This is a genomic window from Pseudomonas sp. D3 (assembly GCF_029320995.1).
Lineage (GTDB): Bacteria > Pseudomonadota > Gammaproteobacteria > Pseudomonadales > Pseudomonadaceae > Aquipseudomonas > Aquipseudomonas paraveronii.
In genome coordinates, this window is the sequence record NZ_CP119772.1 from 1755696 (window position 1) to 1777599 (window position 21904).

Sequence of the window (21904 nt, forward strand, 5' to 3'; positions counted from 1 at the left end):
TTACGCTTCCCCCAGATAGGCTTTGATCACTTCAGGATTGTCGCGGATCTGCTCCGGCGTACCGTCGGCCAGGGGCGTGCCCTGGTTGATCACCACGATGTGGTCGGAAATGCTCATGACCAGTTTCATGTCGTGTTCGATCAACAGCACCGTCGCGTTGTTTTCTTCACGCAACACGCCGATCAGCGCCTTGAGGTCTTCGGTTTCCTTGGGGTTCAAACCGGCGGCCGGTTCGTCGAGCATCAGGATCCGCGGGCGGGTCATCATGCAGCGGGCGATTTCCAGGCGACGTTGCTGCCCATAGGCCAGGGTGCCGGCGGGGCGGTTGGCGAACTCGGTGAGGTTGACCTTGTCCAGCCAGTACTCCGCATATTCCATGGCCTCGCGCTCGCTCTTGCGGAACGCCGGGGTCTTGAACAAGCCTGCGAAGAAGTTGGTGTTCAAGTGACGGTGCTGAGCGATCAGCAGGTTTTCGACCGCCGTCATGTCTTTGAACAACCGCACGTTCTGGAAGGTCCGCACCACGCCCTTGCGGGCGATCTCGTGACCGGCCAGGCCCTGGATCGGCAGGCCGTCGAGCAGGATGCTGCCACCGCTCGGCTTGTAGAAACCGGTGAGGCAGTTGAACACGGTGGTCTTGCCGGCGCCGTTGGGGCCGATCAGCGCAACCACTTGTTTTTCTTTGACGGTCAGGGCCACGCCATTGACCGCCAGCAGGCCGCCGAAGCGCATGCTCAAGTTTTCGACTTTCAGGATCTCGCGGCTCATTTGCGCAGCTCCATGTGTGGACGTTGCATGGGCAGCAGGCCTTGAGGACGCCAGATCATCATCAGCACCATCATGGCGCCGAACATCAACATGCGGTATTCGCTGAACTCACGCATCATTTCCGGCAGCAGGATCATCACGATTGCTGCGAGGATCACGCCCAACTGCGAGCCCATGCCACCCAGTACCACGATGGCGAGGATGATCGCCGACTCGATAAAGGTGAAGGACTCCGGCGTCACCAGGCCTTGGCGAGCGGCGAAGAAGCTGCCGGCAAAACCGGCGAACGCAGCGCCCAGGGTGAACGCGGACAGCTTGATGATGGTCGGGTTCAGGCCCAGGGCCCGGCAGGCGATTTCATCTTCGCGCAGCGCTTCCCACGCACGGCCGATCGGCATGCGCAGCAGGCGGTTGATCACGAACAATGCGGCCAGGGCCAGCAACAGCGCCACCAGGTACAGGAACACCACTTTGCTCACCGGGTTGTAGGCAATCCCGAAGTACTCGTGGAAGGTCTGCATGCCTTCGGCCGCGTTTCGCTCGAACGACAGCCCGAAGAACGTCGGCTTGGGAATGCTGCTGATGCCGTTAGGGCCACCGGTGATGTCGGTCAGGTTACGCAGGAACAGTCGGATGATTTCCCCGAAGCCCAGGGTCACGATGGCCAGGTAGTCACCGCGCAGGCGCAGCACCGGGAAGCCCAGCAGGAAGCCGAACGTCGCCGCCATCAGGCCGGCGAGTGGTAGACAGACCCAGAAGCTCCAGCCCAGGTAGTGCGAGAGCAGCGCGTAGGTGTAGGCACCCACGGCATAGAAGCCCACATAACCCAGGTCGAGCAGGCCGGCCAGACCGACCACGATGTTCAGGCCCAGGCCCAGCAACACGTAGATCAGGATCAGGGTGGCGATGTCGACCGCACCGCGTGAGCCGAAGAACGGCCAGATCAGCGCGGCCACGATCAGGCCGATGATGATGTAGCGCTGGGTGCGCGGCAGGGTCAGGAATTGGCTGACCTTGGGCGATACCAGCGGGCCACGGTTGGAGCGCAATAACGCGCCGACCTGCTGGGTGAACAGCACGCGCAGGAACATCAGCACCGAGCACAGGGCAATGATGGTCAGGGTCACGGGACCGGTGCCATGCACTTCCAGGTTGATGCCGACAATGCTCAGCTTGAGGCCAAGTACCGGAAAGGCCACGGCCCAAACCAGCAGGGCGCTGAAAAACGCCGATTTAAGATATCTGCTCATACTTTCTCAACCTCCGGACGGCCCAGGATGCCGGTCGGACGGAACAACAGCACCAGAACCAAAAGGCCAAACGCTACGACGTCCTTGTACTGGTCGCCGAAGATATCGGCACCAAACGCTTCGGCCACACCCAGCACCAGCCCGCCGAGCATGGCGCCCGGGATACTGCCGATACCGCCCAATACCGCTGCGGTAAAGGCCTTGAGGCCGACCAGGAAACCGGCGTTGGGGTTGATCACGCCGTACTGCATGCTCAGCAACACGGCAGCGACGGCCGCCAGCGCGGCACCGATGACGAAGGTCAGGGCGATGATGTTGTTGGTGTTGATGCCCAGCAGGTTGGCCATCTTGATGTCTTCGGCGCAGGCCCGGCAGGCGCGCCCCAGACGGGAGCGGGAAATGAACAGGGTCAGGCCTAGCATGGCCACCAGGGTGACGACGAAGACCAGGATCTGCATGTACGAAATCAGCACTTCTTGTGCGCCGCCTGGGCCGAAGGAGAAGCTCCCCGGGATCAGGTTGGGAATGGACTTATCCTTGGAGTCCTGGGACAGCAATACGGTGTTCTGCAGGAAAATCGACATGCCGATGGCGGAAATCAGCGGGATCAAACGGTTGCTGCCACGCAAGGGACGATAGGCAACCCGTTCGATACTGTAGCCATAGGCACTGGTTACGACGATCGACGCAAGGAACGCGGCGGTCATCAACAGCGGCAGGGAGTGGATACCCATCATGGCCAGCCCGGCAAGGGCGATAAAGGCCACGTAGGAACCAATCATGTACACCTCGCCATGGGCGAAGTTGATCATTCCAATAATGCCGTAAACCATTGTGTAGCCAATGGCTATCAGGGCATAGGTGCTGCCAATGGTCAGGCCATTAACCAGCTGTTGGAAAAAATGATAGATCTCAGGCATTACAACGCTCCTAAAAACCCGATACGCATTTCACTGGTGGAGTCATGTTCCGGCCCTGCGCTGTGTTCTGTGAGCACATTTGCGCAAAGCGTTTGCCAGCGAACCGCTGGTGACGGTTTTAAGATTTTCAGGTGAGCCAGCGCCCGGATCGCGGGTGACAGGCCCATAAACCTCGTAAAACAAAGCCCACTGCTCTCGCAGTGGGCTTGTTGACCAGTAACGCCTGGCTTACTGAGGGGAAACTTCGGTTTTTGGTTTGCCGAAGTGCCATTCGTAGACCACGAACTTGAAGTCCTTCAGGTCGCCCTTGGCGTCGAAGCTCAGCTCGCCGGTAGGGGTCTTGAAGGTGCCCGCGTGGATGGCTGCGGCCACTTTGGCGGTGTCTTCGCTCTTCGCGGCAGTGATACCGCCGGCGATGACTTCAATGGCCGAGTAGGCCGGGAACACGAACGGACCGGTTGGGTCCTGCTTGTTCTTGGCGAACTCTTCAACGATGGCTTTGTTGGCCGGGTCGGTGTCGAAGGATTTCGGCAGGGTCACCAGCAGGCCTTCGGAAGCGCCCTGGGCGATTTGCGAGATGGAGTCGTTGCCGACGCCTTCTGGGCCCATGAACTTGGCGTTCAGGCCTTTTTCCTTGGACTGACGCAGGATCAGGCCCAGCTCTGGGTGGTAGCCGCCGTAGTAGACGAAGTCGACGTTGGCTTGCTTGAGCTTCTGGATGATCGAGGAGAAGTCTTTATCACCGGCGTTCAGGCCTTCGAAGACAGCGACTTTCACGCCTTTCTTCTCGAGGGTCTGCTTAACGGCGGTGGCGATGCCTTCACCGTATTGCTGCTTGTCGTGCAGCACGGCAACGATCTTCGGCTTCACGTGGTCGGCGATGTAGTTGCCGGCCGCTGGGCCTTGGGCGCTGTCCAGGCCGATGGTACGGAAGATCAGCTTGTAGCCACGGGCGGTGATTTCCGGGCTGGTGGCCGCCGGGGTAATCATGATCACGCCTTCGTCTTCATAAATGTCGGACGCTGGCTGAGTGGAGCTGGAGCACAGGTGACCGACCACGAACTTGACGCCGTCGTTGACCACTTTGTTGGCGACCGCAACGGCTTGCTTGGGATCGCAGGCGTCGTCGTATTCCTTGGCTTCGAGCATTTTGCCATCGACGCCGCCTTTGGCGTTGATGTCGGCGATCGCCTGCTTGGCACCCATGAACTGCATGTCGCCATATTGCGTGACAGGACCGGTTTTAGGGCCGGCGATGCCGATCTTGATGGTGTCGGCTGCGAACGAATGGCTGGCAACCCCGGCCAGGACCATAGCGGCAAACAGTTTGGAAATCTGCTTAGTAGCCTTATTCATAGTGCTCCACTCTTACTGTTGTATTTTTTATAGTTCTAGCGGCCTTGTGAGCTGCAGAACCGGATCAGATATCTCGAATATCCCCCCGGCAGTGCCCTGGCAACTGTACCGGTACAGTGTAGAGCGCCGGTTGATCGCTTGAAAAGCTGGCTGCTGGGGGCAATACCCGGGTGTGTCGCTTAAATGAAAGAAAAAGACAGAATTGCGGCGGGGGGCTGCCGCAGTGGCGGGCAATCCGTGGCTTTCCTGACGCTTTCAATCGCTCACTCATTTGCAACTGGGTTTTTCTACGAGAGACACGACGTTATGATTGCGCCGATTTTTTCCCAAGGTGAATTCCCATGACGCAAGAACCTAGCACCCTCTATGCCAAGCTGCTCGGTGAAACCGCCGAAATCTCCTGGAAGGAGCTCGAACCGTTCTTTGCCAAGGGTGCCCTATTGTGGGTCGACGCCGGCCTGGATTTGATCGAAGCGGCCGAGGGCATGGCCGAGGACCAGCGCGATAAAGTCTCTGCCTGGCTGGCCTCGGGCAGCCTTGGCGAAGTGTCTGCGACGCGGGCATTGGACCTGCTGGAGCGCGATCCGAGCTTGTGGGCGGTGGTGGTTTCGCCGTGGATTCTGATCCAGGAAAGGGCAGGGTAAGAAACGTCTGCGCGAAAATGGTGCGCTGTTTGCGCCGCTGTAAGTGTGTAGCGGAGTAACCGCAGATGCGGTGATGGCATCTTGCCGTGGAGAAAGGTCACAGGTGAGGGTGACGTGCGCGTCACGGGAACAGTTTTGCTGACCGCGAAATGCTCGGGAAATTGTTTCTGGGTGTGAGCCGATCGCCGTGGCGAGGGAGCAAGCTCCCTCGCCACATAAGCCTAGGCTGTCTTGCCGGTATGGTTATTCAACGAAATAATCTTGGTCTTGCCGATCCGATGACGGTAAATCTCGCGCAGGTACTTGATCGCCTTTTTCACGCAATCCCGTGACAGGCGAATGTCATTGATCGAGACAAACTTCTCTTTGTCATTGATCAGCTCGCGGTACTTCTTCTCATACATCGGCTTGATCGCGTACCAGTTGGTATCGAGGATCTTTGCCGGGTTTTCAAACTCGTTGAGCAGTTCGTCGATACGGTCTTCGTCGAAGTCCTCGTGGATGATGAAGTCCAGGATCGAGTTGTCCAGCGTGTCATCGAAACGATACGGGTTGCGCGCAAAGCAGCGTTTGATAAACGCCACGATCAGCGTCAGGAAATCGTCCGACAGGCACGGGCTCTTGGCGATCAGGGTGGTCAGCGACAGGTTAGCCGACGCACCAATCACCAGGGCGTAGCGCTTGAGCGTGGTGTTGGGGAACAGGCTGTTGAGGTGGGTCTTGAGGCGGTTCAGGTCCATGTAGGACAGTTTGTAGTCCTTGGGCAGCGACACGATCGACACCACCGACGAGCAGTTTTTGAAGAAGTGCAGGTCGTGCAGCGCAGCCGCGTCGTAGCCGGAGTTCTTGTACTGCTCCAGGGAGGCCTTGTAGCGCTTGGACTCGATCGGCAGCAGGCTGATGCCTTCGATGGCCTGGGTGACCTTGTTGAAGTGCGGCAGGTCGATGGAGCGGAAGAACAGGTCGTCGATGTTCAGGCGCTGGGGTTCTTTGTCGAACACCTTGAACTTGTCATTCGACGGCGCCGGGGTTTCCGGGACCACCGATTCGGCGTAGGCAATCGCCACCGGGCCGGCCAGGCTCATGAACAGGTCGTTGGCATCCAGGCGGATGGTTTCGCCGATATCGATCCCGGCGCGACGGAAGTAGTTCTGGTCGTAGTCGGTGGTTACCGCCTGGGCGGTAAGAATGTTGAAGATCTGTTGCGAGATGTACTGGTTGGCGTGCTTTTCCATGGCATTGACATCAATGTTCTGGATGTTGCCGTCATCGCTCTCTTCGGCGTAACGCATGATGTCGTTGGAGATCAGCATCATCGCGTTCCATGGGCGGATACGGCCTTTGACGCTGGCTTCGCTGCTGTCTTCATTGGCGAAGTTGTATGAGAAATCCCATTCTTCCGACAGGTACTTGCACAGCAGCCGCCCGGCGTTGATGTGCAGCGCCTCGGACATTTCGCTGCGGTGATCGGAGATGTTCGGCAGCACGCAGATGCCACTGGTGAAGATCGGTTCGAAGACGAAGGCGTGGCCGCTTTTGCTGTCGTGCTCGTCGGCCGGCTTGGTGTCGAACGTCTTGTTCATGTACGAGTGCTGCTGGGCCAGGCCGAACTCCGAAGCCATGCCCGAGCCGGTGCCGCCGCCCGCGCTGAAGATCGAGAAGTACAGGCGCGACTGGTTGGCCTTGATGCCGCAGGAGTCGATCAGGTACGAATGGATCATCTTCCAGTCAGGGCTGGAAAAACGCTGGGTGTCTTTATTGAGGATGATCTTGGCCAGGTACTGGCCAAGGATCGGCGCGTTACCGGCGCCGCCGGCATGGACTTCCGAAAGGTCCATGATTTTCATCTTGCTGTAGTCGCGCAGGAAGCCGCTTTTTTCACCCTTGCGCGAGAAGCGGATGCGCCCGGCGATGTCCTTGTCCAGGTCGCCCAGCATCACCAAGGGTTCCACCAGGAACACCGGTTTGCTGGCTTTGCCGCTGCCCAGGCGCAGGTTGTTGCGAATCCACTGGGCCGGGCTGTAGCCCTTGTCTGTCGACTTGTCTTCGGTACTGAACTCGTTCAAGTAGAACTTGCGTGCGTTGTAGACCAACTCGGCCACGTCCAGCGCAATGTTCGAACCGCAGCGGCCCAGCCCGATCAGGCACACCGAGGGAAATTCCTGCTCGCTGCGCGGCTCGCTGTCGCCTTCCTGGTGGGGCAGGCGCGGGAACACCATGTCGCGCAGGCCGTCGAGGTTGTCGAGGATGCGGTCGGTATTGGTCTCGGTGAAGTATAGGTATTGCTGGGTTGCCGCCGGACGGGGGCTGCTCAATGACTTTGAAGCTGAAGGTTTTTCCGCAGGAGCTGTCGGCAACACATCGGAGACCACGGTGGCAGGGTTATTTTTAGAAGTCATTGTGCGCCATGTACCTGGGCGGATGGCTGTGAAATATTAAAAAGCCATCACTGAGTGGGAGTTCGCGACTTTACAGTGCGTCCGGTCCGGGACGATAGGTTTAACCCTAACGTTTCAAGGGGAAATTTCGGCCCGACTCTGATGAATCGGCCGTTTATCGGCGTTCTTTAGATAAATGATGGCGAAATGCCAAAGATTAGACGTCAGTGACTCGCCTGATGATGCCGGTGGGGCCGCAGCGGCCACGGCCACGCGAAGGGCTTTCGACGATAGCGCCTCCTTGGATCACGCTCATGCTCTCGCCGGCAGGCACTGCAAGGCTCAACAGGTCACCCTGGACGAAATCACCCCCCAGTTTGAGCGCCAGCTTGATGCTAAGCGCTGATGGGCAGGTCCAGCTCGAAGGGCGGTGGCTCCAGCGGCGCCAGGCCGAAGGCTGCGCGCGCGGCATCGCAATCGGTGCTTTGCACGCCTTGGCTCCAGGAGGCGTCGAACTCTCGGCACACACTGGAGCGCTGCTCATAGATGGAGCAACGAGTGCCTTTGCCCACTTCGCCCTCAAGGCTGCAGCAGCGCGCGGGTTTCTGGTCGGTGCCGATCATTGCCACGCGGGTGTGGTTGATCTGCACCACCAGGTCATCGGGCACCGTGCCCCCCGACGAGGCGCACTCACCCCAGAAGAAAGACACACGGAAGTGTGAACAGCAGGCACCGCAATTCAGACACGGACTGGCTTCGGACATGGGCGTCATCGATAAGGAAAGTAAGAGGGGGTTGCTACAGGAAGGCTCGCCATTCTAATCGCGTCGTGGCCGTTGGGAAGAGGGGCGCGCACTTATATCTTTCGTAGGAAAGGCCTCGTGGTTTCGGGTGAAATCATGCCCTATCAGCTTTACGAATCATTACAGACAACCGCTGCCGGCCTGACTATGTTGCAGGGACCTGAGCAGGATGCATCGGGCATCGCAGCGCTCATAACAATAAAAGAGACGGACCCATGCAGAACTCGACCCAAGCGACGAATGCCTGGCGCATTCTGTTCCTGCTGTTCCTCGCCAACCTGTTCAACTTCTTCGACCGCACCATTCCGGCGATCATCATCGAGCCGATCCGCATGGAGTGGCACCTGAGCGACTTCCAGCTCGGCATCATCGGCACCGCCTTCACCATCGTCTACGCCATTGCCGGCCTGCCGCTCGGGCGCCTGGCCGACACCGGTTCGCGCAGCAAACTCATGGGGTGGGGCCTGTTCGCCTGGAGCGGGCTGACGGCGATCAACGGCATGGTCGGCAGCTTCTGGACCTTTCTGCTAGTGCGCATGGGCATCGGCATCGGCGAAGCCAGCTACGCGCCAGCGGCCAACTCGCTGATTGGCGATCTGTTCCCGGCCCACCGTCGTGCGCGGGCCATGGGCATTTTCATGCTGGGCCTGCCGTTGGGCCTGTTGCTGGCGTTCTTTACCATTGGCGCGATGGTCAAGGCGTTCGACAGCTGGCGCGCGCCGTTCTTCATTGCGGCCGTGCCGGGACTGATCCTTGCGGTCTTCATGTTCTTTATCAAGGAACCCAAGCGCGGCGCGGCAGAAACCGTGCAAGTCTCCCAGGAACCCGTCGACCGCCCGATCCGCCGCGTGCTGGCGGTGCCGACCTTCCTCTGGTTGGTGCTGGCCGGGCTGTGCTTCAACTTCGCGACCTACGCCTGTAACTCGTTCCTAGTGCCGATGCTGCAGCGCTATTTCCTGATGCCGTTGCAGGAAGCGGCTGTGGCCACCGGGGTAATCGTCGGGTTGACCGGCCTGGTCGGTCTGACGTTGGGTGGCTGGGTTGCCGACAAGATCCATCAACGGGTTGCCAATGGCCGGCTGCTGTTTGCCGCGTGCAGCCTGATCATTTCCACCGTCACCACCGCCTGGGCCTTACATGCCGGGCGTATCGAGATTGGGGTGTTTGTCGCGTTGTTCAGCGTGGGTTGGTTGTTTGCCTACAACTTCTACACCTGCGTATACACGGCGATCCAGGACGTGGTCGAACCGCGCCTGCGGGCCACGGCGATGGCGCTGTTCTTTGCCGGCTTGTACTTGCTGGGCGGCGGCATGGGGCCGGTGGTGGTGGGGGGATTGTCCGATCACTTTGCCCATTCGGCGATGCATGCCGCCGGGGCGGAGCAGATGACCGAGGCTTATAAAGCGGTGGGGTTGCATGACGCCATGTACCTGATTCCGGTGGCACTGTTCTTGACCATGCTGTTTCTGTTCCAAGCCTCGCGCACCTTCGTGCGCGATGCCACGCGGATGAAGGAGGGGTTGGTGGCTGTGGAGGTGCCTGCGGCGGCTGCGACGGCTTGAAACCGTGTTGACTGCATCGGGAGCAAGCCCCCTCCCACACATTGAAATGCATTCCAATGGTGGGAGGGGGCTTGCTCCCGATGAGGCTCTCGAAGGCAAAGGTATTTTCAAGTGAATAAAAAAGGCCCGCAGTGCGCGGGCCTTCTTTTTAACCGAGCAGCGCAGCAATCAACCAGCGACCAACACCCGAATCGCTTCCAGTCGCAGCGCGGCCTTGTCGAGCATGGCCAGGCCTTGCTCGCGTTGTTGGCGCAGGGCAACCAGTTCGCTGTCGCGCACGGTTGGGTTGACGGCTTGCAACGCGGTCAGGCGCGCCAGTTCTTCGTCGGTGTCCGCTGCCAGGCGACGCTTGGCCTCGGCCACACGCTCGGCATGGCGCGGCGTGATCTTCTCTTCACCGGCGTTGATGCGCGGCGTCAGTTGGTCGCGCTGGGCCTGGACGAACTTGTTGGCGCTGGCCCGTGGCACGCTTTCCAACTGGTCGTTCAAGGTTTCGAACGACACACGGCCGGACAAGTCATTGCCATTGGCGTCCAGCAGGCAGCGCAGGGCGGCCGGCGGCAAGTAGCGGCCCAGTTGCAGCGAACGCGGGGCGACCACTTCGCTGACGTAGAGCAGCTCGAGCAGCACGGTGCCGGCCTTGAGCGCCTTGTTCTTGATCAGCGCCACGGCGGTGTTGCCCATGGAACCGGACAGCACCAGGTCCATGCCGCCCTGTACCATCGGGTGTTCCCAGGTGATGAACTGCATGTCTTCGCGCGACAGCGCCTGGTTGCGGTCGTAGGTGATGGTCACACCTTCGTCGTCGCCCAGGGGGAAGCTGGCATCGAGCATTTTTTCGCTGGGCTTGAGGATCAGCGCATTTTCCGAATGGTCTTCGCTGTCGATGCCGAACGCATCGAACAGGGTTTCCATGTAGATCGGCAGGGCAAACTGGTCGTCTTGTTCCAGGATGTCTTCCACCAGCGCATCGCCTTCACCCGCGCCGCCTGAGTTGAGCTCCAGCAAGCGGTCGCGGCCGGTGTGCAGTTCCTGTTCCAGGCGTTCGCGCTCGGCACGGGCGTCGTCGATCAGGGCTTGCCACTCGTCGTCGTCGGCGTTTTCCAGCAGCGGCAGCAGGCGCGGGCCGAACTGATGCTGCAAGGCGTTGCCGGTCGGGCAGGTGTTGAGGAACGCGTTCAGTGCTTCGTGGTACCACTGGAACAGGCGCTCTTGCGGGCTGGTTTCCAGGTACGGCACGTGCAGTTCGATCACATGTTTCTGGCCGATCCGGTCCAGACGGCCGATCCGCTGTTCGAGCAGGTCGGGGTGGGACGGCAGGTCGAACAGCACCAGGTGGTGGGAGAACTGGAAGTTACGGCCTTCACTGCCGATTTCCGAACAGATCAGCACCTGGGCGCCAAATTCTTCATCGGCGAAGTAAGCGGCGGCGCGGTCACGTTCGAGGATGTTCATGCCTTCGTGGAACACTGTGGCCGGGATGCCGGAGCGCACGCGCAGGGCGTCTTCCAGGTCCATCGCGGTTTCGGCGTGGGCGCAGATCACCAGGACCTTGGTGCGCTTGAGCATTTTCAGCTGGTCGATCAGCCATTCGACCCGTGGGTCGAAGCGCCACCAGCGATTGTCTTCCTCGATATCCGGCTGCGACTGGAAGCTGACTTCCGGGTACAGCTCGGCGTGTTCGCCCAGCGGCAATTCAAGGTATTCGTCCGGGTTCGGCAGCGGGTAGGCGTGCAGCTTGCGCTCCGGGAAGCCTTGCACTGCGGCGCGGGTGTTGCGGAACAGCACACGGCCAGTGCCGTGGCGGTCGAGCAGCTCACGCACCAGGCGTGCGCTGGCTTCGGTGTCGCCATCATTGACGGCGGTGAGCAGCGCTTCACCTTCGTTGCCGAGGAAACCCTGGATGGTCGTGTGCGCGGCCGGGGAGAGGCGGCCCTTGTCCAGCAGTTCCTGCACCGCTTCGGCCACCGGGCGATAGTTTTCGCTTTCGGCGCGGAAGGCTTGCAGGTCGTGGAAGCGGTTCGGGTCCAGCAGGCGCAGGCGCGCAAAGTGGCTGTCCTGGCCCAGTTGTTCCGGGGTGGCGGTGAGCAGCAGCACGCCAGGGATGACTTCGGCAAGCTGTTCGACCAGCGAGTACTCGGCGCTGGCTTTCTCTTCATGCCACACCAGATGGTGCGCTTCGTCGACCACCAACAGGTCCCAGCCGGCGGCGAACAGCGCATCCTGGGCCTTCTCGTCGTCCACCAGCCACTCCAGGGCCACCAGGGCCAACTGGGTGTCTTCGAACGGGTTGGCGGCATCGCTTTCGATAAAACGTTCTTCGTCGAACAGCGCTACTTGCAGGTTGAAGCGGCGGCGCATTTCTACCAGCCACTGGTGCTGCAGGTTTTCCGGGACCAGGATCAGCACGCGGTTGGCGCGGCCGGACAGCAACTGGCGATGGATCACCAGGCCGGCTTCGATGGTCTTGCCCAGGCCCACTTCGTCGGCCAGCAATACCCGTGGCGCGATACGGTCGGCGACTTCGCGGGCGATGTGCAATTGGTGAGCAATGGGTTGTGCACGCACGCCGCCCAGGCCCCACAGCGAAGACTGCAATTGGCGGCTGGTGTGTTCCAGGGTGTGGTAGCGCAGCGAGAACCAGGCCAGCGGGTCGATCTGCCCGGCGAACAGGCGGTCACTGGCCAGGCGGAACTGGATGAAGTTCGACAGTTGGGTTTCCGGCAGGGTGACCTGCTCGTTCTGCCCATTGAGGCCGTGGTAGACCAGCAGGCCGTCGACATCGTCGACTTCTTGCACGGTCATTTTCCAGCCTTCGAAATGGGTGATGCTGTCGCCCGGCGAGAACCTCACGCGGGTGAGGGGCGCATTCCGTAGCGCATACTGGCGCGTGTCGCCAGTGGCCGGATAGAGCACGGTCAACAAGCGGCCGTCCTGTGCCAGAACGGTGCCTAACCCCAGCTCTGCTTCGCTGTCACTAATCCAGCGTTGCCCCGGTTGATACTGCTGCGCCATGCTGCCTGACTCCCGCCGTGAAAAAGCCGACTATCTTAACGGAACAAGGCCCTCATCCAAAGGACTCTGACAAAAACTACGCGGTTTGCGCAGTGCATCGAGTGCTGAATCGACGGGCGGCCGGCACTTACGAGTGTCGATTGGGTCACACGTTGGCAAGCCTGCGCTCAAGTCGCCGCCCCGCCAGCCGACAGCCTGCTGACAGGAGAACAACTATTATGCTGCCACCCATGCTGCCCGTCAGCGTCGTACCGGTCACGTCGCAACTCGACCCGGTGCGTCAAAAACCCGATATACCGCCCGTGGTGCCCGTACAAGCGAGTTCCAGCGAGAGCACGATCGACCTGAAAAATGGCGATGGCGAGCAGTCGACTCTTTTGCTGCGCGAGGAGCAACGCCGCCAGCAGGAACAGCAGAAACGCCGGCGTGAAGCCGATGACGACCCGGAGCAGCACTTGGCGATCCCGGGCGATGAGCTCAACGCCGACAACACCGTACCCGTGGCGCCGCTGATCGAAGACGCACCGCGCCAGGGGTTGTGGGTGGACGTCGAGGTTTAAGACCCCCGCCAACAAGGCGAAGGGCACCTCGCTGGCCTCGTGGGCAAGGGCGGCGTGCGGCTTTTTGGTGATGACCTGCATTTTTTTGCCCGCTGATTTGCTGTCGGGCAAGTGAGGCCGCATTATTAAGCGATCCCCGCCACGACATAAGCCAAGCCATGAGTGATGACGACAAACTGATCGACCTGAACGCCGAACGCGCTAAACGGGTGCATGACCTCAACGACAAACGCCTGAATGAAGTTCGCCAAGCGTTCGAACAAGCGATGCCGCTTGGAAAAGGTAAGAAAAAGCCGAAAAACAAACCGAAAAAACGTTGAAGTAGCCTGTATCTATTGATGCAGGTCAGTTATTTCCCTTCTTTACGCCCCGTCGCGGGCGACATTGATCCTCGTCAATTTCCCATCCCGCCTTCTCCTTTAACTTAGCCCTATCGCAACAAGGCAAGAGCAGGAGGCCAGTCATGTTTTTCGATAATGTGGTGTTTGCCGGAGTGCTGACGGTTGGCCTCATGGTGCTGTTCTTCGTAGGGTTTGGATTTTTTATCTGGAAAGACGCAAACAAGCGTAAAAAGCCATAGGTTTTTCCAGGTTACATGAGCACGCAAGGCATTTTGGGCGACTTCGGTCGCCCTTTTTTTTGCCTGCGATTTAATCAACACCACGGGATTTATGTGGGCGCGGGGCATCGGCATAAAAAAAGGTGCGACCCTCGCGGATCGCACCTTTTTTATGGCCGATGGGCTATCAACTGCCCAGCGCCTTGGATGCCAACCAGAATAACCCGGCCGACAGGCCTACGGTCGCCGGTAGGGTCAACACCCAGGCCATCAGGATGGTCTTCACTGTGCCGCTTTGCAGGCCGCTCTTGTTGGCAACCATGGTGCCGGCAACGCCGGACGACAGCACGTGCGTTGTCGACACCGGCAGGCTGAAGATGTTGGCCAGGGCGATCATGCTGGCGGTGGTGATTTGTGCCGACATGCCTTGGGCATAGGTCATGCCCTGCTTGCCGATCTTCTCGCCGATGGTCAGTACCACGCGCTTCCAGCCGACCATGGTGCCCAGGCCCAGCGCGAGTGCGACCGCGATAATCACCCAGAACGGTGCGTATTCGGTGGTGGCGGTCAGGTCTTTGCGCAGCTTGTCGAGGTCGGATTTCTCACGGGCTTCCAGGCCTGGCAGCTTGCCGACTTTCTTCGCGGTGTCGTCCAGGCACAGCAGGTAACGGCGTACCTCGATGCGCTGGTCGGACGTTAACGAATGGTAGTCGGAAACACCTTTCAAGGTGTCGAGCAGCGCGTTGATGGTCGGTTCAGTCTGCTGCGGGTTGCAGCGGAACTTGCCCGGCAGGTCGTCCTTCACGCTTTTGCCCAGGGCCAGGAATTCGCCCAGGGTTTCCTGGTTGCGCTGGTAGAACTGGTTCAGGTGCAGGGTGGCGTCGCGGGTACGCTCGATCTGGTAAGTGGTGCTGCCCAGGTCGAGAACGAACTGCGCCGGCACGATACCGATCAGCACCAGCATGATCAGGCCGATACCTTTTTGCCCATCGTTGGAGCCGTGGACGAAACTCACGGCCATGGCGGAAATCACCAGAACCAAGCGGTTCCAGAACGGCGGGCGCTTCTTCTCGTCGACCTTGCGGCGCTCGTCCGGAGTTTTATGCATCTTGGACAGCGGACGCCACCACTTCAGGCCGATCAGCAACAGGGCTGCGACCAGAAAGCCGGCCATGGGCGAGAACACCAGGGACGCCCCGATATCGATCGCCTTCTGCCAGTTCACCCCGTCAGCCAGGGGAATGTCGTTGATCAGCGCATTCGCGAGGCCGACACCCAGGATCGAGCCGATCAAAGTGTGGGAACTGGAGGCGGGAATACCGAAGTACCAGGTGCCCAGGTTCCAGGTGATCGCCGCCGCCAATAACGAGAAGACCATCGCCAGACCATGGCCGGTGTTCACATTGATCAGCAACTCCACCGGCAGTAAATGCACGATGGCGTAGGCGACACCGACACCACCGAGCAACACGCCAAGGAAGTTGAACACCCCGGAGAAGAACACGGCCAGATGCGGCGGCATGGCTTTGGTATAGATGACTGTGGCTACCGCGTTAGCGGTGTCATGAAAGCCATTGATGAACTCGAAGGCGAGGACAAAGGCCAGGGCGAGCAGCAGGCTCACGAGAACCCAAGCATCCAGTCCGCTGAATAAATCGATCATGAAGGTTTTCTGACCCGGTCGTAAGGGGGCGCGATTATGCCAGAAAACCTCGGTAATCGATGCACTAGCTGCTCATCGGTAACAATCTTCACTGAAAAAAAACCGGGCAAAGGCGCGCATCCCAGGGTTTTCGGGGGCTAGGCAAGTCTTTGATTTACAAAGCGCGGTGCCGTAAAGGTGCGGTTTTGTCACCTAAACGTCATGGCTGAAACATTTGTACGAAATTTCGTTGGTCGCAGCTGGACGCTGACTAATGGGTCTACAGGCGAATGCCCTCCGCCGGCGGTGAGCCGGCGGAGACAGCAGAACCCTGAGGCCTCAAACCTGGGTGCTTATGGCTCTTCGGCTTTGAGTTCCTGCTCAATCTTTTGGATTTCCTGGGCAAAGGCCTGATCGAGCAAACTCGCTCGTTTGCGCCATGGCTTGCGTTCTGGCTCAGGCTGGGCGGCGTAGGTGGTGACTTCCCCGCCGTATACGTCCTTGTAACGTTGCTCCTGGCGCTCAAGTTCCGCGCGCAGTTCATCTTTCGTCACAGTGTTACCTAATTTGAGTTGAGTTTAATTAGCGTGCAGCGCCACACCCGAATATCGCCCTCGGCATGTTTTAAGTTGAACAGGTGAACCGCTCAACTTTGAACGAACTGCCAACGATGACTTCCTTGAACCGGTGTTTATAACCGGCAGCATAATCAACATACGCCGCCTGGCGAGCTCCGATCCCGATATTGATACCGGGCTGACCTCCGCACAGATTGCATTATAGCGGCGCATTTTAATAACACTATCATCATAAAGTTAAAAAGCGTCCACTTTGTGTGAGGCTTTTGTTACATGCGCACGTCAGTATTGGCTGTGAAGTGGCCGCCATAAATGCCGCCGTCTGCCTGATCACGTCGTGCGATCCGTTTTTTATGATCGCACTTGCCGAATTGCGATAATCGCATGATCGTCCGATAATCGCCCAACGTTGCTGCTCTAACCTTGTGTATCGCGGTTGGCGTGGCTCTCAATAGCGACCAACTTTCCCGGTTGTCGATAAGCGCCAGCGGTTGAAAATAATAAAGAGGATCTTGAAATGAACGATCAATTGCGCAACTCCTTCGCGTCAGTGGCGCCGCCGATCGTGGCTTCACCGGCCAAACGCATCCAGGCATTTACCGGTGATCCGGACTTCATGACCTCCCTGGCCCGGGGCCTGGCCGTGGTGCAGGCATTCCAGGAGCGCAAGCGTCACCTGACCATCGCCCAAATCAGTCATCGCACCGAAATTCCCCGCGCCGCCGTGCGCCGTTGCCTGCATACCTTGATCAAACTCGGCTACGCCACCACGGACGGGCGCACCTATTCGCTGCTGCCCAAGGTCTTGACCCTGGGCCATGCCTATTTATCCTCGACACCGTTGGCGGTCTCCGCCCAACCGTACCTGGACCGTATGAGCGAGCAGCTTCACGAAGCCTGCAACATGGCCACCCTGGAAGGCGATGACATCCTCTATATCGCCCGCTCGGCCACCACGCAGCGCCTGATTTCCGTGGACCTTTCGGTAGGCGGGCGGTTGCCGGCGTACTGCACCTCCATGGGCCGCATCCTGCTGGCGGCGCTGGACGATGCCTCGCTGCAGGACTACCTCGACCACGTCGACCTGCAAATCAAGACCAGTCGTACCCTCACCACGCCCGAAGCCTTGTTCGAGTGCCTGCAACAAGTGCGTCAGCAGGGCTGGTGCATCGTCGATCAGGAATTGGAGCAAGGCCTGCGTTCCATCGCGGTGCCGGTGTATGACGCGTCCGGCCAGGTGCTGGCTGCGCTCAACGTCAGCACCCATGCCGGTCGTGTCAGCCGCAGCGAACTGGAACAGCGCTTTCTGCCGAGCATGCTCAGTGCCAGCCGTGAGTTGAGTGCGCAACTGTTTGCCTAAGCTGTTCGGTGACCGCACAGATCCCGGCTCGATCAATTGACGTTGTTTCCCTTGGGTTATTACTGTGCGGCAGCGCTCTGAGCGCTGCCCAACAATAATGACGACCCCAGGTCGTTGGCCCGCCATCGGTGTGGAATAACAATAATGAATCAGCCTTCTGTTGTCGGTACCACCCTGGACGTGCAGTCCTTCATCAATGCCCAGCCACTGTCACGCTATCAATGGCGCGTGGTGATCCTGTGTTTCCTGATTGTCTTCCTCGATGGCCTCGACACCGCCGCCATGGGCTTCATCGCGCCCGCACTGTCCCAGGACTGGGGCATTGACCGCGCCAGCCTCGGCCCGGTGATGAGCGCCGCGCTGATCGGCATGGTGTTCGGCGCCCTGGGTTCCGGCCCGTTGGCGGACCGTTTCGGGCGCAAGGTGGTGTTGGTGGGGGCGGTACTGGTGTTTGGTGCCTTCAGCCTGGCCTCGGCCTACAGCAGCAACGTCGACCAGTTGCTGGTGTTGCGCTTTCTCACCGGGCTGGGGCTGGGTGCCGGTATGCCGAATGCCACCACGCTGCTGTCCGAATACACCCCCGAACGCCACAAGTCGTTGCTGGTGACCAGCATGTTCTGCGGCTTCAACCTGGGCATGGCCGGTGGCGGGTTTATCTCGGCCAAATTGATCCCGGCGTTCGGCTGGCACAGCCTGTTATTGATCGGCGGCATCCTGCCGTTGATCCTCACGGTGGTGCTGTGGGGGTGGTTGCCGGAATCGGCGCGCTATCTGGTGGTGCGCAATCGCGGCACCGACAAGGTACGCAAAGCCCTGTCACCCATTGAGCCCGGCATCGTCGCCCAAGCCAGCAGCTTCAGCGTGCCCGAGCAAACAACCGTGAAGGCGCGCAACGTATTCGCGGTGATCTTCTCCGGCACCTACAGCGCCGGTACCTTGTTGCTGTGGCTCACCTACTTCATGGGCCTGGTGATTGTGTACCTGCTGACCAGTTGGCTGCCTACGCTGATGCGCGACAGTGGCGCGAGCATGGAACAAGCGGCGTTTATCGGTGCGTTGTTCCAGTTTGGTGGCGTATTGAGTGCTGTCGGCGTGGGCTGGGCGATGGACCGGTTCAACCCGCACAAGGTCATCGGCACGTTTTACCTGCTGGCCGGGGTATTTGCCTACGCGGTAGGACAGAGCCTGGGCAATATCACCCTGTTGGCGACCTTGGTGCTGATCGCCGGGATGTGTGTCAACGGTGCGCAATCGGCGATGCCGTCCCTGGCCGCACGCTTCTACCCGACCCAAGGCCGCGCCACCGGCGTGTCATGGATGCTCGGCATCGGCCGCTTCGGCGCGATCCTCGGCGCATGGATGGGCGCCACCTTGCTGGGCCTGGGCTGGAACTTCGAGCAGGTGCTCAGCGCACTGGTGATTCCGGCCGCCCTGGCTGCGACCGCCGTGGTGATCAAAGGTATGGTCAGCCATGCCGACGCAACCTGAAGACGAGCGCAATTCCTGCGTAAGCAGGAAAGAATAGCCAGGCAACAATTGGTTCGATAATCGAACACTGTGTCGATTATCGGATTGTTTGCCCCGTTGCCCCGGCTTAACCTTCAAGCACTTCGGCGCCACCCTCGCGCCTTTTTCGATCCATACCGGGAGCCCGACCCCATGGCTGAAATTCTTGCGCTGCGTGACGCGGTGAAGCGATTCGTGAACGACGGCGATACCGTCGCATTGGAAGGCTTTACCCATCTGATCCCTACAGCAGCGGGTCATGAAATCATTCGTCAGGGCAAGAAAGACCTGACGCTGGTGCGTATGACGCCTGACCTGATCTACGACCAGTTGATCGGCGCCGGCTGCGCCCGCAAGTTGATTTTTTCCTGGGGTGGCAATCCCGGCGTGGGCTCCCTGCATCGCCTGCGTGATGCGGTCGAAAAACAATGGCCGCAGCCCCTGGAGATCGAAGAACACAGCCACGCCGACCTGGCCAATGCCTACGTCGCCGGTGCCTCCGGCCTGCCGTTCGCGGTGCTGCGCGCTTACGCCGGCTCCGATTTGCCCAAGGTCAACCCGCTGATCAAAACCGTCACCTGCCCGTTCACCGGCGAAGTGTTGGCGGCGGTGCCATCGGTACGTCCGGACATCAGCGTGATCCACGCGCAAAAGGCCGACCGCAAGGGCAACGTGCTGCTCTGGGGCATTCTTGGCGTGCAGAAGGAAGCGGCCCTGGCGGCCAAGCGTTGCATCGTCACCGTCGAAGAAATTGTCGACGACCTTAACGCGCCGATGAACAGCTGCGTCCTGCCGACCTGGGCCCTGACCGCCGTGTGCCACGTACCAGGCGGCGCGCATCCGTCCTACGCCCATGGCTATAACCAACGCGACAACCGTTTCTACCAGGCGTGGGACGCGATCGCTCGTGACCGTGGGACGTTTACTGCCTGGATCGATGAATACATCCACGGCACTGCCGATTTCAGTGAATTCCAGGCCAAGCTGGCCGCCGCGCAGGAGGCCAAATAATGGCTTACTCGACCAATGAAATGATGACCGTTGCCGCCGCGCGCCGCCTGAAGAATGGCTCGGTGTGTTTTGTCGGTATCGGCCTGCCGTCCAAGGCGGCCAACCTGGCGCGCCTGACCTCGTCGCCGGACGTGGTACTGATCTACGAGTCCGGCCCGATTGGCTCCAAGCCCAGCGTACTGCCGCTGTCCATTGGTGACGGCGAGTTGGCGGAAACGGCCGACACGGTCGTCCCCACTGGTGAGATCTTTCGCTACTGGCTGCAGGGCGGGCGCATCGACGTCGGCTTTCTCGGTGCGGCCCAGGTCGACCGTTTTGGCAATATCAACACCACCGTGGTCGGTGATTATCACCAGCCCAAAGTGCGCCTGCCGGGTGCCGGTGGCGCGCCGGAAATCGCCGGTTCGGCCAAGAGCGTACTGATCATCCTCAAGCAGTCGGCGCGTTCGTTTGTCGACAAGCTGGACTTCATCACCTCCGTCGGCCACGGTGAAGGCGGCGATTCACGCAAGCGCCTGGGCCTGCACGGTGCCGGCCCTGTCGGGATTATTACCGACCTGTGCATCATGGAGCCGGAAGAGGGCACCCATGAATTCGTCGTCACCGCGCTGCACCCCGGCGTAACCCGCGAGCAAGTGGTCGCGGCCACCGGTTGGGCGGTTCGCTTTGCCGACCAGGTCAGTACCAGCGAGGAACCGACGGTGGTCGAGCTGACCGCGCTGCGTGATCTCGAAGCCCGCACCGCGGCCGCCCACGGCCAAGCACCCGGAGAAGCCTGATGCGTGACGTATTTATCTGTGATGCGATTCGTACCCCCATCGGCCGTTTCGGCGGTGGCCTTTCCACCGTGCGCGCCGACGACCTGGCGGCGCTGCCGATCAAGGCACTGATCGAGCGCAACCCGTCGGTGGATTGGCACGCGGTCGATGAAGTGTTCCTCGGCTGCGCCAACCAGGCCGGTGAAGACAACCGCAACGTCGCGCGCATGGCGCTGTTGCTGGCGGGCCTGCCGTCGAGCATTCCCGGCGTGACCCTCAACCGTTTATGCGCCTCGGGTATGGATGCGATCGGCACCGCTTTCCGTGCGATTGCCAGCGGTGAAATGGAATTGGCGATTGCCGGCGGCGTCGAGTCGATGTCCCGCGCGCCGTTCGTGATGGGCAAGGCTGACGCGGCGTTTTCGCGCAACATGAAGCTGGAAGACACCACCATCGGCTGGCGCTTTATCAACCCGTTGATGCAGGCCCAGTACGGCGTCGACGCCATGCCGCAGACCGCCGATAACGTCGCCGACGACTACCACGTGTCCCGCGCCGATCAGGACGCGTTTGCCCTGCGCAGTCAGCAACGCACCGCCGCCGCCCAGGCCGCCGGCTTCTTCGCCGAAGAAATCGTGCCGGTGCGGGTCGCCCATAAAAAAGGCGAAACCGTGGTCGAGCACGATGAGCATCCCCGGGCCGATACCACCCTGGAAACCCTGGCCCGGCTCAAGCCGGTCAATGGCCCGGACAAGACCGTCACGGCCGGCAATGCGTCGGGCGTGAATGACGGTGCGGCGGCGCTGATCCTGGCGTCTGCCGAAGCCGTGAAAAAACACGGCCTGACCGCCCGCGCGCGCGTGCTGGGCATGGCCAGTGCCGGTGTCGCGCCACGGGTGATGGGCATCGGCCCGGTGCCGGCGGTGCGCAAGCTGGTGGAACGCCTGGGCCTGGCCGTCAGCGATTTTGACGTGATCGAACTCAACGAAGCCTTCGCCAGCCAGGGTCTGGCGGTGCTGCGTGAATTGGGCATTGCCGACGACGCGCCCCAGGTCAACCCGAATGGCGGCGCCATCGCCCTCGGCCATCCCCTGGGCATGAGCGGTGCGCGGCTGGTGCTGACGGCTCTGCATCAACTTGAAAAAACCGGTGGCCGCAAAGGTCTGGCGACCATGTGCGTCGGTGTTGGCCAAGGCTTGGCCCTGGCGATTGAACGCATCTAATAAGAGAGGTC

Annotated in this window: 19 protein-coding genes; 10 read left to right on the top strand and 9 right to left on the bottom strand. The window is 60.3% G+C overall.

What is annotated here, in order from left to right:
* The 4 genes from livG to P3S72_RS07965 all read right to left on the bottom strand — a co-directional run bounded on the left by livG (nucleotide 1) and on the right by P3S72_RS07965 (nucleotide 4294).
* On the bottom strand, nucleotides 1–768 hold the full coding sequence (gene livG, locus P3S72_RS07950; protein WP_276196894.1) for a high-affinity branched-chain amino acid ABC transporter ATP-binding protein LivG: 768 nt from the start codon (nucleotides 766–768) through the stop codon (nucleotides 1–3).
* Nucleotides 765–2018 (bottom strand): high-affinity branched-chain amino acid ABC transporter permease LivM, encoded by a 1254-nt coding sequence (locus P3S72_RS07955; RefSeq protein WP_276196895.1) that lies wholly within the window; start codon nucleotides 2016–2018, stop codon nucleotides 765–767. The genes livG and P3S72_RS07955 overlap by 4 nt, the downstream gene beginning before the upstream one ends.
* The gene (gene livH / locus P3S72_RS07960; protein ID WP_003231100.1) at nucleotides 2015–2938 is read right to left on the bottom strand and encodes a high-affinity branched-chain amino acid ABC transporter permease LivH; all 924 of its coding nucleotides are present in this window, start codon (nucleotides 2936–2938) and stop codon (nucleotides 2015–2017) included. The genes P3S72_RS07955 and livH overlap by 4 nt, the downstream gene beginning before the upstream one ends.
* Nucleotides 2939–3166: 228 nt before the next feature.
* Nucleotides 3167–4294 carry a branched-chain amino acid ABC transporter substrate-binding protein gene (locus tag P3S72_RS07965; protein WP_276196896.1) on the bottom strand — a complete coding sequence of 376 codons (1128 nt, stop codon included), beginning with the start codon at nucleotides 4292–4294 and terminating at the stop codon, nucleotides 3167–3169.
* 341 nt (nucleotides 4295–4635) lie between these two features.
* Here P3S72_RS07965 and P3S72_RS07970 point away from each other — a divergent pair, with 341 nt between their 5' ends.
* Nucleotides 4636–4938, top strand: a complete 303-nt coding sequence (locus P3S72_RS07970) for a DUF2288 domain-containing protein (RefSeq protein WP_276196897.1) — start codon at nucleotides 4636–4638, stop codon at nucleotides 4936–4938.
* Nucleotides 4939–5159: 221 nt separating this feature from the next.
* On the opposite strand, the gene P3S72_RS07975 is transcribed toward P3S72_RS07970, so the two are convergent.
* On the bottom strand, nucleotides 5160–7337 hold the full coding sequence (locus P3S72_RS07975) for a hypothetical protein (RefSeq protein WP_276196898.1): 2178 nt from the start codon (nucleotides 7335–7337) through the stop codon (nucleotides 5160–5162).
* Nucleotides 7338–7711: 374 nt separating this feature from the next.
* Nucleotides 7712–8080: a YkgJ family cysteine cluster protein gene (locus P3S72_RS07980; protein WP_276196899.1), complete on the bottom strand. Its 369-nt coding sequence runs from the start codon at nucleotides 8078–8080 to the stop codon at nucleotides 7712–7714.
* A 254-nt stretch (nucleotides 8081–8334) separates the two neighbouring features.
* Between P3S72_RS07980 and P3S72_RS07985 the strand changes: the two genes are divergently transcribed.
* A complete protein-coding gene (locus P3S72_RS07985; RefSeq protein WP_276196900.1) occupies nucleotides 8335–9681 on the top strand; it encodes an MFS transporter in 1347 nt (448 codons plus the stop codon).
* 168 nt (nucleotides 9682–9849) lie between these two features.
* Here P3S72_RS07985 and rapA read toward each other — a convergent pair whose 3' ends face one another.
* The gene (gene rapA, locus P3S72_RS07990; RefSeq protein ID WP_276196901.1) at nucleotides 9850–12696 is read right to left on the bottom strand and encodes an RNA polymerase-associated protein RapA; all 2847 of its coding nucleotides are present in this window, start codon (nucleotides 12694–12696) and stop codon (nucleotides 9850–9852) included.
* 218 nt (nucleotides 12697–12914) lie between these two features.
* Here rapA and P3S72_RS07995 point away from each other — a divergent pair, with 218 nt between their 5' ends.
* The 3 genes from P3S72_RS07995 to ccoM all read left to right on the top strand — a co-directional run bounded on the left by P3S72_RS07995 (nucleotide 12915) and on the right by ccoM (nucleotide 13836).
* Nucleotides 12915–13256 carry an aspartate-semialdehyde dehydrogenase gene (locus P3S72_RS07995; protein ID WP_276196902.1) on the top strand — a complete coding sequence of 114 codons (342 nt, stop codon included), beginning with the start codon at nucleotides 12915–12917 and terminating at the stop codon, nucleotides 13254–13256.
* A 158-nt stretch (nucleotides 13257–13414) separates the two neighbouring features.
* Complete coding sequence (locus tag P3S72_RS08000) at nucleotides 13415–13576, top strand: hypothetical protein (RefSeq protein WP_177091307.1); 162 nt, start codon at nucleotides 13415–13417, stop codon at nucleotides 13574–13576.
* A gap of 143 nt (nucleotides 13577–13719) precedes the next feature.
* Entirely contained in the window at nucleotides 13720–13836 is a 117-nt protein-coding gene (ccoM, locus tag P3S72_RS08005; RefSeq protein WP_029297086.1) for a cytochrome c oxidase subunit CcoM, read from the top strand.
* Between the two features lie 166 nt (nucleotides 13837–14002).
* Here ccoM and P3S72_RS08010 read toward each other — a convergent pair whose 3' ends face one another.
* Together P3S72_RS08010 and P3S72_RS08015 are read right to left on the bottom strand one after the other, a co-directional pair.
* Entirely contained in the window at nucleotides 14003–15478 is a 1476-nt protein-coding gene (locus tag P3S72_RS08010; protein WP_247397969.1) for an inorganic phosphate transporter, read from the bottom strand.
* Between the two features lie 332 nt (nucleotides 15479–15810).
* Nucleotides 15811–16011, bottom strand: a complete 201-nt coding sequence (locus P3S72_RS08015; protein WP_003172389.1) for a hypothetical protein — start codon at nucleotides 16009–16011, stop codon at nucleotides 15811–15813.
* Between the two features lie 541 nt (nucleotides 16012–16552).
* Here P3S72_RS08015 and pcaR point away from each other — a divergent pair.
* The 5 genes from pcaR to pcaF all read left to right on the top strand — a co-directional run bounded on the left by pcaR (nucleotide 16553) and on the right by pcaF (nucleotide 21893).
* Nucleotides 16553–17395 carry a pca regulon transcriptional regulator PcaR gene (gene pcaR / locus P3S72_RS08020; protein ID WP_247397971.1) on the top strand — a complete coding sequence of 281 codons (843 nt, stop codon included), beginning with the start codon at nucleotides 16553–16555 and terminating at the stop codon, nucleotides 17393–17395.
* A gap of 144 nt (nucleotides 17396–17539) precedes the next feature.
* Nucleotides 17540–18883, top strand: a complete 1344-nt coding sequence (locus P3S72_RS08025; protein ID WP_276196903.1) for an MFS transporter — start codon at nucleotides 17540–17542, stop codon at nucleotides 18881–18883.
* Between the two features lie 171 nt (nucleotides 18884–19054).
* Nucleotides 19055–19912 carry a CoA transferase subunit A gene (locus P3S72_RS08030; protein WP_276196904.1) on the top strand — a complete coding sequence of 286 codons (858 nt, stop codon included), beginning with the start codon at nucleotides 19055–19057 and terminating at the stop codon, nucleotides 19910–19912.
* Nucleotides 19909–20691, top strand: a complete 783-nt coding sequence (locus P3S72_RS08035; RefSeq protein WP_276197907.1) for a CoA-transferase subunit beta — start codon at nucleotides 19909–19911, stop codon at nucleotides 20689–20691. Before P3S72_RS08030 ends, P3S72_RS08035 begins: the two co-directional genes overlap by 4 nt.
* Nucleotides 20688–21893, top strand: a complete 1206-nt coding sequence (pcaF, locus tag P3S72_RS08040) for a 3-oxoadipyl-CoA thiolase (RefSeq protein WP_276197908.1) — start codon at nucleotides 20688–20690, stop codon at nucleotides 21891–21893. Before P3S72_RS08035 ends, pcaF begins: the two co-directional genes overlap by 4 nt.
* Nucleotides 21894–21904 lie beyond the last annotated feature (11 nt).

What these genes read in the sequence shown, in the direction of transcription:
- livG (WP_276196894.1), bottom strand. Translation starts at nt 768, where the DNA reads ATGAGCCGCGAGATCCTGAAAGTCGAAAACTTGAGCATGCGCTTCGGC.
- P3S72_RS07955 (WP_276196895.1), bottom strand. Translation starts at nt 2,018, where the DNA reads ATGAGCAGATATCTTAAATCGGCGTTTTTCAGCGCCCTGCTGGTTTGG.
- livH (WP_003231100.1), bottom strand. Translation starts at nt 2,938, where the DNA reads ATGCCTGAGATCTATCATTTTTTCCAACAGCTGGTTAATGGCCTGACC.
- P3S72_RS07965 (WP_276196896.1), bottom strand. Translation starts at nt 4,294, where the DNA reads ATGAATAAGGCTACTAAGCAGATTTCCAAACTGTTTGCCGCTATGGTC.
- P3S72_RS07970 (WP_276196897.1), top strand. Translation starts at nt 4,636, where the DNA reads ATGACGCAAGAACCTAGCACCCTCTATGCCAAGCTGCTCGGTGAAACC.
- P3S72_RS07975 (WP_276196898.1), bottom strand. Translation starts at nt 7,337, where the DNA reads ATGACTTCTAAAAATAACCCTGCCACCGTGGTCTCCGATGTGTTGCCG.
- P3S72_RS07980 (WP_276196899.1), bottom strand. Translation starts at nt 8,080, where the DNA reads ATGTCCGAAGCCAGTCCGTGTCTGAATTGCGGTGCCTGCTGTTCACAC.
- P3S72_RS07985 (WP_276196900.1), top strand. Translation starts at nt 8,335, where the DNA reads ATGCAGAACTCGACCCAAGCGACGAATGCCTGGCGCATTCTGTTCCTG.
- rapA (WP_276196901.1), bottom strand. Translation starts at nt 12,696, where the DNA reads ATGGCGCAGCAGTATCAACCGGGGCAACGCTGGATTAGTGACAGCGAA.
- P3S72_RS07995 (WP_276196902.1), top strand. Translation starts at nt 12,915, where the DNA reads ATGCTGCCACCCATGCTGCCCGTCAGCGTCGTACCGGTCACGTCGCAA.
- P3S72_RS08000 (WP_177091307.1), top strand. Translation starts at nt 13,415, where the DNA reads ATGAGTGATGACGACAAACTGATCGACCTGAACGCCGAACGCGCTAAA.
- ccoM (WP_029297086.1), top strand. Translation starts at nt 13,720, where the DNA reads ATGTTTTTCGATAATGTGGTGTTTGCCGGAGTGCTGACGGTTGGCCTC.
- P3S72_RS08010 (WP_247397969.1), bottom strand. Translation starts at nt 15,478, where the DNA reads ATGATCGATTTATTCAGCGGACTGGATGCTTGGGTTCTCGTGAGCCTG.
- pcaR (WP_247397971.1), top strand. Translation starts at nt 16,553, where the DNA reads ATGAACGATCAATTGCGCAACTCCTTCGCGTCAGTGGCGCCGCCGATC.
- P3S72_RS08025 (WP_276196903.1), top strand. Translation starts at nt 17,540, where the DNA reads ATGAATCAGCCTTCTGTTGTCGGTACCACCCTGGACGTGCAGTCCTTC.
- P3S72_RS08030 (WP_276196904.1), top strand. Translation starts at nt 19,055, where the DNA reads ATGGCTGAAATTCTTGCGCTGCGTGACGCGGTGAAGCGATTCGTGAAC.